Genomic DNA, 7,837 nt, shown 5'->3' on the forward strand with positions numbered 1-7,837 from the left:
TCCCTCCCGCACCGTCGGGCGCCCCTGCACCAGCAGCAGGCTCAGCGGGGGCTGCGCTCCGAGTGCGAGGGCCGCGACCGGGTCCGCGATGCCCGCGTGCTCGATCCCGTCGATCCGCCAGAGCGCGAGGTCGGCGAGCTTGCCGACCTCGATCGAGCCGATCTCGTCCTGCCGGCCGAGCACCCGGGCCCCGCCGATGGTGGCGACCGAGAGGGCCTGCCGGGCGCTCATCCGGTCGGCACCGGCGCGCAGGCGGTTCATCAGGACCGCGGCGCGGATCTCGGAGCCGAGCTGCCCGGACTCGTTCGACGCCGCGCCGTCCACGCCGAGGCCGACCGGGGCTCCCGCAGCCAGCAGCTGCGGGATCGGCGCAATGCCCGCCGCGAGCCGGCCGTTCGAGGACGGGCAGTGCGCGACTCCGGTGCCCGTGGCCGCGAACTTCGCGATCGCGTCGGCGTCGAGGTGGACGCAGTGCGCCATCCAGACGTCGTCGCCGAGCCAGCCGAGCGACTCCAGGTGGTCGGTGGGCGAGAGGCCGAACGCCTCCCGCGTGTAGGCGTCCTCCTCCACGGTCTCGGAGCCGTGGGTGTGCAGCCGGACCCCGAGCTGACGGGCGAGGACGGCCGACTCTCGCAGCAGGTCGGTGGTCACCGAGAAGGGCGAGCACGGGGCGATCGCGACCCGCACCATCGCGTCGGCGGAGGCGTCGTGGTACCGCTCGACCGCCTCTCCACTGGCCTGCAGCGCTGCCGCCGTGGTCTCGACGGCGAAGTCCGGCGGGAGGCCGCCCCGGGACTCGCCGAGGTCCATCGACCCGCGGGTCGCGTGCAGCCGGAGGCCGAGGGTGCCGGCCGCGTCCACGATGCCGCCGACGATGTCGCCCGAGCCCCGCGGGAAGACGTAGTGGTGGTCGGCGACGGTGCTGCAGCCGGACCGGGCGAGGACGCCCATCGCGCCGAGGGCGGCGGAGCGGGTCAGGTCGGCGTCGATGCGGGACCAGGCGGGGTAGAGAGCGACCAGCCAGTCGAAGAGGATCGAGTCCTGCGCCCAGCCGCGGGTGAGCCACTGGTAGAGGTGGTGGTGCGTGTTGACGAGCCCGGGAGTGAGCAGGTGGCCGCGGCCGTCGACCCGCGTGAGCGTGATCGCCTCCTGCGCCGGCAGGCCCGTCGGCGACCGTCCGTCGAGGGCCCATGCCGGAGGGTCGCCGGCCCCGACGGCGACGATGCGCGAGTCGTCGACGACGACGTGGCCGACGGGGTGCTCGGTCGCGTGCGCGTCGACGGTGGCGACGTGGGCTCCGGTGAGGACGTGGCGCTGCATGCCCCGAGCATGGCAGCGCGGTGTTTCGCGGCCGTTTCCCGCCGCAGTGCGATCACGCCGGTGCGATCACGCCGGCGCACAGCCAGCGGAGGACGTGCGGCTCAGCGCGCCGCGTGGATCGGGCCCGAGCGCCCCGCGAGCGGCTCCCCCGACGTCCCCGTGCGCGCGGCGAGCACCTCCGCGAGGATCGACACTGCCGTCTCCTCCGGCGTCGACGCGCCGATGTCCAGGCCGATCGGCGAGTGCAGGCGGGCGAGCGCCTCCTCCGTCACTCCCGCCTCGCGCAGCAGCCGCAGCCGCCGCTCGTGGGTGCGCCGCGATCCCATCGCGCCGACATAGGCGACCGGGAGCGCGAGCGCGGTCTCGAGCAGCGGGATGTCGAACTTCTCGTCGTGAGTGAGCACCGCGATCACGGTGCGGGAGTCGACCTCGGCGCGGGCGAGGTGGTCGGACGGCCACTCGACGACGACCTCGTCCGCGCCCGGGAAGCGCTCGGCGGTCGCGAACACCGGACGCGCGTCGCAGACGGTCACGCGGTAGCCGAGCAGGGCGCCGGCGGAGCAGAGCGCGGCGGAGAAGTCGACGGCGCCGTAGATCAGCAGGCGCGGCCGCTCGGCGTGCACGACGTAGGCGACCTCGAGCTCGGCGCCCCGGCAGGCGGTCTCGACCGTGGTCGAGCGGCCGACGGCCAGGCGCGCCTCGCGCTCGGCGAGGATGCGGCGGGCGGTGTCCTCGTCCAGGTGCGGGCCGACGACGTCCTGGAGCCGCGTCGCTCCGGTGAGCACGAGGCCGACCAGCTCCTCCGGGCCGCCGACGACGATCGCCAGCGCGGCCGAGCGGCCGGCGCGGGCGGCGCGCAGCTCGGCGAGGACCGCGGTGGAGCCGGAGTCGACGACCTGGCCGAACACGCGCAGCTGCCCCCCGCAGGACAGGCCCGCGGCGAAGGCCGCCTCGTCGTCGAAGCCGAAGTGCTCGGACGCGCTGCCCGAGGTGCCGAGCACCTCCTGGGCCAGCGCGTACGCCTGCGCCTCGACGCAGCCGCCGGAGATCGAGCCGATCGCGCGCCCCTCCGCGTCCACCGCCATCGAGGAGCCGAGAGCGCGGGGAGCCGAGCCGAAGACGTGCGTGACGGTGACGACGGCGACGCTCCCACCCGCCTCGACGCGCTCGAGCAGGGCGGCGGCGATGTCGAGCACGACGGCCTCCTCTTCTCGGACGGGAGGCGACGGCGCCGGGGCTGCGGGGAGGCCGGGCGGAGCCGCCGACGGGCGCTCACACGCAGGAAACATGCCGAGTATAGGGTCGATCCATGCCTGACGACGCTCCCTTCCTCGACCTCGTGATCCGCGCCTCCGACGTGCTGACCGAGAACGGCCGGCGTCCGGCCAGCATCGCGATCGCCGAGGGCCTGATCGTCGCGGTCGGCGAGCGGGACGCCCCCTGGCGGACCACGGAGGAGATCGTCCTCCCCGAGGGCCAGGTCCTGATCCCGGGGATCGTCGACACCCACGTGCACGTCAACGAGCCGGGCCGCACGGAGTGGGAGGGCTTCGCCTCCGCCACCCGCGCGGCCGCCGCCGGCGGCGTCACCACGATCATCGACATGCCGCTGAACTCGATCCCGCCGACCACGACGGTGGCGGGGCTCGAGGCCAAGCGCGCGGCCGCCGGGCCGCAGGCGCAGGTGGACGTCGGCTTCTGGGGCGGGGCGATCCCCTCGAACCTCGGCACGCTGCGCGAGCTCCACGACGCGGGCGTCTTCGGCTTCAAGTGCTTCCTCTCGCCGAGCGGCGTGGACGAGTTCCCGCACCTGAGCCGGGAGCAGCTCGTCGAGGCGATGCGCGAGATCGCCGCCTTCGACGGACTGCTGATCGTGCACGCCGAGGACCCGGCCGAGCTGGAGGCGAGCGCGCTGGAGCCCGGCGCCTCCTACGGCGCGTTCGTCGACTCCCGCCCGCCCGCCTCCGAGCGCAGCGCGATCCTGCACGTGATCGAGGCCGTCCGCGAGACCGGCTGCCGCGCGCACATCCTGCACCTCTCCTCCGCCGACGCGCTGCCGCTCCTGCGCGAGGCGAAGGCCGAGGGGCTGCCGATCACCGCCGAGACCTGCCCGCACTACCTCACCTTCGACGCCGGCTCGATCCCCGACGGCGGCACGCAGTTCAAGTGCTGCCCGCCGATCCGCGACGAGCGCAATCGCGAGCTGCTCTGGAAGGGGCTGCTCGACGGGACGATCGACATCATCGCCTCGGACCACTCCCCCGCCACCGCCGAGCTGAAGCTCCCCGCGGGCGGCGACTTCGGCGTCGCCTGGGGCGGGATCTCGGGACTCGAGCTGAGCTTCCGCGCGGTCTGGACCGGGGCCCGCGAGCGGGGCATCCCGCTCGAGCAGGTCGTCGCCTGGATGTCCACGGCGACCGCCGCGTTCGCCGGGCTCGGCCAGAAGGGCCTGCTGCACGCGGGGTCCGACGCCGACCTGGTCGCGTTCGACCCGGAGGCGCAGTGGCGCGTGGACGTCGACGCCCTCTCGCACCGGAACCCCATCTCGGCCTACGAGGGCCGCGTCCTCCGCGGCGCCGTCGCCGCCACCTGGGTCGGCGGCCGCCGCGTCACCGCCGCGACGGTCCCGCCCGCCGGGCGCCTCCTCAGCCGCCCCTGACCTCGACCCGCCGATGCCCCGCCTGCACGACGACACCTCGGGGAGCTCCACCGCTCACGCCGACCGCCGCCGTGTCATCGGCAGGTTTCGAGCGTGTGAACGGAGGCGGGTCGGAGCCGCGGGGCGGGCGGATCGCACAAGACTCGGAGTCCCGGCGGCGGCTCCTCGGGATGCTCCGCCGGTGCGCGGAGCCCCCGGCAGGCGCAAGGCTGGCAGACGGGCTCGCAGGAGCCGCGAGCAGGACGGGCACCACCGCGTGACCGGGCCCGGCCGCACGGAACGGACAGGAGCGGACATGTCGATCATCCTCGGGGACCACCAGTACGGGAAGGCCGAGAACCGCGTCGTGCGGATCTACCGCGAGACCCCGCGGCACGAGATCCACGACGTCAACGTCTCCACGGCCCTCCGCGGCGACTTCGAGGCCGCGCACCGAGAGGGAGACCAGTCGGCCGTCCTGCCCACGGACACGCAGAAGCAGACGGCGTACGCCTTCGCCAAGGAGAAGGGCCTGCGCTCGATCGAGCCCTACGGCCTCGAGCTGGCCCGCCACTTCGTCGACGGCTACGAGCCCGTCCACGGCGCCCGCATCGAGATCGAGGAGTTCGCCTGGGAGCGCGTGCTGGTGGACGGGCGCGAGCACGACCACACCTGGGTCCGGAAGGGCCAGGAGACGCGGATCGCGTCGGTCACGGTCGAGGGCTCGGGCGACGAGCGGCGGATCTGGATCACCGGCGGCTTCAAGGACCTCACCGTCCTCAAGTCCACGGGGAGCGAGTTCCACGGCTTCCTCACCGACCCGTACACGGTCCTCCAGCCGACGAACGACCGGGTGATGGCGACCTCGCTGGTCGCGAAGTGGCGCTTCGCCCTGAGCGAGGACGAGATCGCGGCGATGGACTGGGAGGCGGTCTACGCGGGCGTCAAGGCGCTCCTGACGAGCCGCTTCGCGACCGTGCACTCCCTCGCCCTCCAGCAGACGCTCTTCGAGATGGGGAAGGCGGTCCTGGAGGAGTACCCGCAGATCGTCGAGATCCGTCTCTCCGCGCCGAACAAGCACCACTTCGTCTACGACCTCTCGCCCTTCGGCGTCGAGAACGACAACGAGGTCTTCCACGCCGCCGACCGCCCCTACGGGCTGATCCAGGCGAGCGTCACCCGCGACGACGCGCCGCCCGCGGGATCCGCCTGGACCGCCTACACGGGCCTGGTGTGACCGGCGCCGGGGGCGTCCACCGGGGGCACGTGCTGCACGTCGCCGGGGGTGCGACGCTCGCGACCGCGCGGGAGTCGCTGGTGTCGATCCCGGACGGCGCTCTCGCCGTGGACGAGGACGGCACGATCGCCTGGGTCGGTCCGTACCGCGAGCTGCCGGACCGCTTCGCGCTCCTGCCGGTCTCCGGCGACGCCGCGTCGATCCTGCTGCCCGGCTTCGTCGACGCGCACGTGCACTTCCCCCAGACGTTCTCGACCGACGGCTTCGGCGGCGGCCAGCTGCTCGAGTGGCTCGACCGGACGGTGTTCCCGGCGGAGGCGCGGCTCGCCGACCCGGAGTTCGCCGACGTCGTCGCGCGCGCCTTCACCCGGCGGCGGGTGGCCGCGGGCACGACCGCCGCGATGGTCTTCGGCTCCGCGTTCCCGGCCGCGCAGGACGCCCTCTTCGAGCGCAGCCGCGAGGCGGGGCTGCGGATCGTGTCGGGGCGCGGCATCCAGACCACGGGCCCGGTCTCGGCGGCGCCCTTGATCACCTCCGAGGAGGAGGCGCTGACGCTCGCGTCGGAGGAGATCGACCGCTGGCACGGGAGGGACCCGCTCCTGCAGGTCGCGCTCGTCCCGCGGTTCTCGCTGTCCGTCACTCCCCGGACCCTCGGAGCGCTCGGCGACCTCTACGACGACGTCCGCGGACGCGGCGTCTACGTGCACAGCCACCTCAACGAGAACGACCGGCCCGGCGACGGCGAGATCGCCGCCGTGCTCGGCTCGTACGGCACCCGCAGCTACCTCGACACCTACGACGGGCTCTTCCTGCCCGGCTCCGCGCGCGGCGGCTCCTCCCTCCTCGGGCCGCGCACGATCCTCGCCCACGCCGTGCACTGCCAGGACGCGGAGCTGCACCGGATGGAGGAGACCGGCACCTCGATCGCCCACTGCCCGACCTCGCAGCAGTTCCTCGGCTCCGGCACCATGCCCTGGCGCCGGACCGCCGCCTCGGGGGTCACCGTCGCCCTCGGCACGGACGTGGGCGCGGGCGACGAGTGGCTGCTGGCGCGAGTGGCGAACGACGCCTTCAAGGTGCACCTCTCGGAGCCCGGCGACGCGGCCGTCGCCCTGCATCCGGCCGAGCTCCTGTTCACGGCGACGCTCGCCGGCGCGCGGGCGCTCGACCAGGAGGACCGGTTCGGCAGCCTCGACCCCGGGAAGGACGCGGACTTCCTCCGCATCGAGCCCGACCGGTGGGAGCCGCTCGCCGACGTCCTCGCCCACGGGATCCGCGCGGACGACGAGGAGGAGGCGACGGCCCAGCTGCTCTTCGCCCTGCTGATGACCCTGCGCGAGCCGGCGATCGCCGCGGTGCACGTCCGGGGCAGGCGGATCGCGCCTCCGGAGTGACGGGGCCGGCCCGGGCGGCGCGGTGCGGACCGCGCGCACCCGGCCGTCAGCGCAGGCGCAGCGCCAGGAACAGGTCGGCGCGGTCCGCGGTGTCCGACAGGTCGCGCTGCGTCAGCTCCTCCACCCTCGCGATGCGGTACCGCACTGTGTTCAGGTGCAGGTGCGTCTGCTCCGCCGTGCGCACCCACGAGCCGCCGCAGTCGAGGAACGCCGCGAGCGTGGCGACCAGCTGCGAGCCGTAGCGCGCGTCGTGCTCGACGAGCCGCCCGAGCACCAGCTCGACGAACACCGAGCGCAGGTGGTCGGGGACCGCGCTCAGCAGCTGCACGGCGGAGGTGACCTCTCCGGAGTCGCTGACCCGCACGGGAGCGTCGTCGCCCGGCGAGCCCGGCAGCAGCATCCCGTAGCGTGCCGAGCGGAGGGCGCCGCCGAGCGCGGGCAGCGGAGTCGCGGCGCTCGTCCCGACGCGCAGCACGGCGCCCGGCCACGCGGCTCCCGCTCGCCGTAGCGCCGAGGTGACGACGGCGAGCGGATCCGCGCCGGTGGGGATCGCATCGGTCGCCTCGGTGGGCAGCACCGCCACCGCGCAGCCCTGGGCGTCGCGTCCGACCACGGCGCGGCCCAGGTGCGCGGCGGCGTCGACCAGGACACGGCGCGCCAGGTCCGGGGGCGCGTCGCCCTCGAACTCGGCGGCGACCACGGCGCACCGCCCGGCTCCGCCGAGTCCGAGCTGCCGCAGGTACACCGCGGCCTCGGGCTGCTCGCTGTCCTCCTCCACGAGCTCGAGCAGGCGGTCGGCGAGAGCGGAGTCGGCCGAGAGCGCCGCCTCCCGCTGCAGCCGGTAGACCCCCACGACTCCGGCGAGCTCCGTCACGGCGTCGAGTACTGCGGCGGGCCAGTCGTTCCAGTCGCCCCCGACGACGACCAGCCAGGAGGTGGCGCGGTGCTCGCCCGCGCCTGCGACGGTGAGGACCGACAGGGCGCCGCCGCGGGCGTCCGCGACCACGACCGGGCTGCGCCGGGCCGTGAGCGCCGCGTGCACGACCCGCTCGATCTCCCCCAGCCCCAGGGGCGAGGCGGAGGCCGCGGTCCGGCCGGTCGCGGTCAGCACCGACACGGGGAGTCCGAGCTCGCGCGAGGTGCGCGTGACGAGCTCGTCGAGCTGCTGCCCCCGGTAGACCTCGGTCAGCAGCTCCCGCTGGCGGGCGAGGGCGGCCGTCAGCCGGGCCACGCGGTCGCCGGCGAGGG

Annotated in this window: 6 protein-coding genes; 3 read left to right on the top strand and 3 right to left on the bottom strand. The window is 74.8% G+C overall.

The window, feature by feature from the left end; translation table 11 throughout:
* A partial coding sequence (locus C5C27_RS15880; protein ID WP_104314890.1) for an 8-oxoguanine deaminase occupies nucleotides 1-1,320 on the bottom strand: 1,320 nt, incomplete at its 3' end.
* Between the two features lie 101 nt (nucleotides 1,321-1,421).
* Nucleotides 1,422-2,516 (bottom strand): XdhC family protein, encoded by a 1,095-nt coding sequence (locus tag C5C27_RS15885; protein WP_258066825.1) that lies wholly within the window; start codon nucleotides 2,514-2,516, stop codon nucleotides 1,422-1,424.
* Nucleotides 2,517-2,629: 113 nt separating this feature from the next.
* Between C5C27_RS15885 and allB the strand changes: the two genes are divergently transcribed.
* The 3 genes from allB (at nucleotide 2,630) to C5C27_RS15900 (ending at nucleotide 6,589) form a co-directional block, all read left to right on the top strand.
* On the top strand, nucleotides 2,630-3,979 hold the full coding sequence (allB, locus tag C5C27_RS15890; protein ID WP_104314892.1) for an allantoinase AllB: 1,350 nt from the start codon (nucleotides 2,630-2,632) through the stop codon (nucleotides 3,977-3,979).
* Nucleotides 3,980-4,274: 295 nt separating this feature from the next.
* Nucleotides 4,275-5,195, top strand: coding sequence for a factor-independent urate hydroxylase (gene pucL, locus C5C27_RS15895; RefSeq protein WP_104239523.1), 921 nt, complete (start codon nucleotides 4,275-4,277; stop codon nucleotides 5,193-5,195).
* On the top strand, nucleotides 5,192-6,589 hold the full coding sequence (locus C5C27_RS15900) for an amidohydrolase family protein (RefSeq protein ID WP_104314893.1): 1,398 nt from the start codon (nucleotides 5,192-5,194) through the stop codon (nucleotides 6,587-6,589). Before pucL ends, C5C27_RS15900 begins: the two co-directional genes overlap by 4 nt.
* Before the next feature lie 46 nt (nucleotides 6,590-6,635).
* Here the strand turns inward: C5C27_RS15900 and C5C27_RS15905 are convergent.
* Nucleotides 6,636-7,837 (bottom strand): CdaR family transcriptional regulator (locus tag C5C27_RS15905; RefSeq protein ID WP_146079722.1); only part of this gene is annotated, 1,202 nt, incomplete at its 5' end.

It is taken from the genome of Rathayibacter sp. AY2B7, from assembly GCF_002931635.1.
Classification (GTDB): domain Bacteria; phylum Actinomycetota; class Actinomycetes; order Actinomycetales; family Microbacteriaceae; genus Rathayibacter.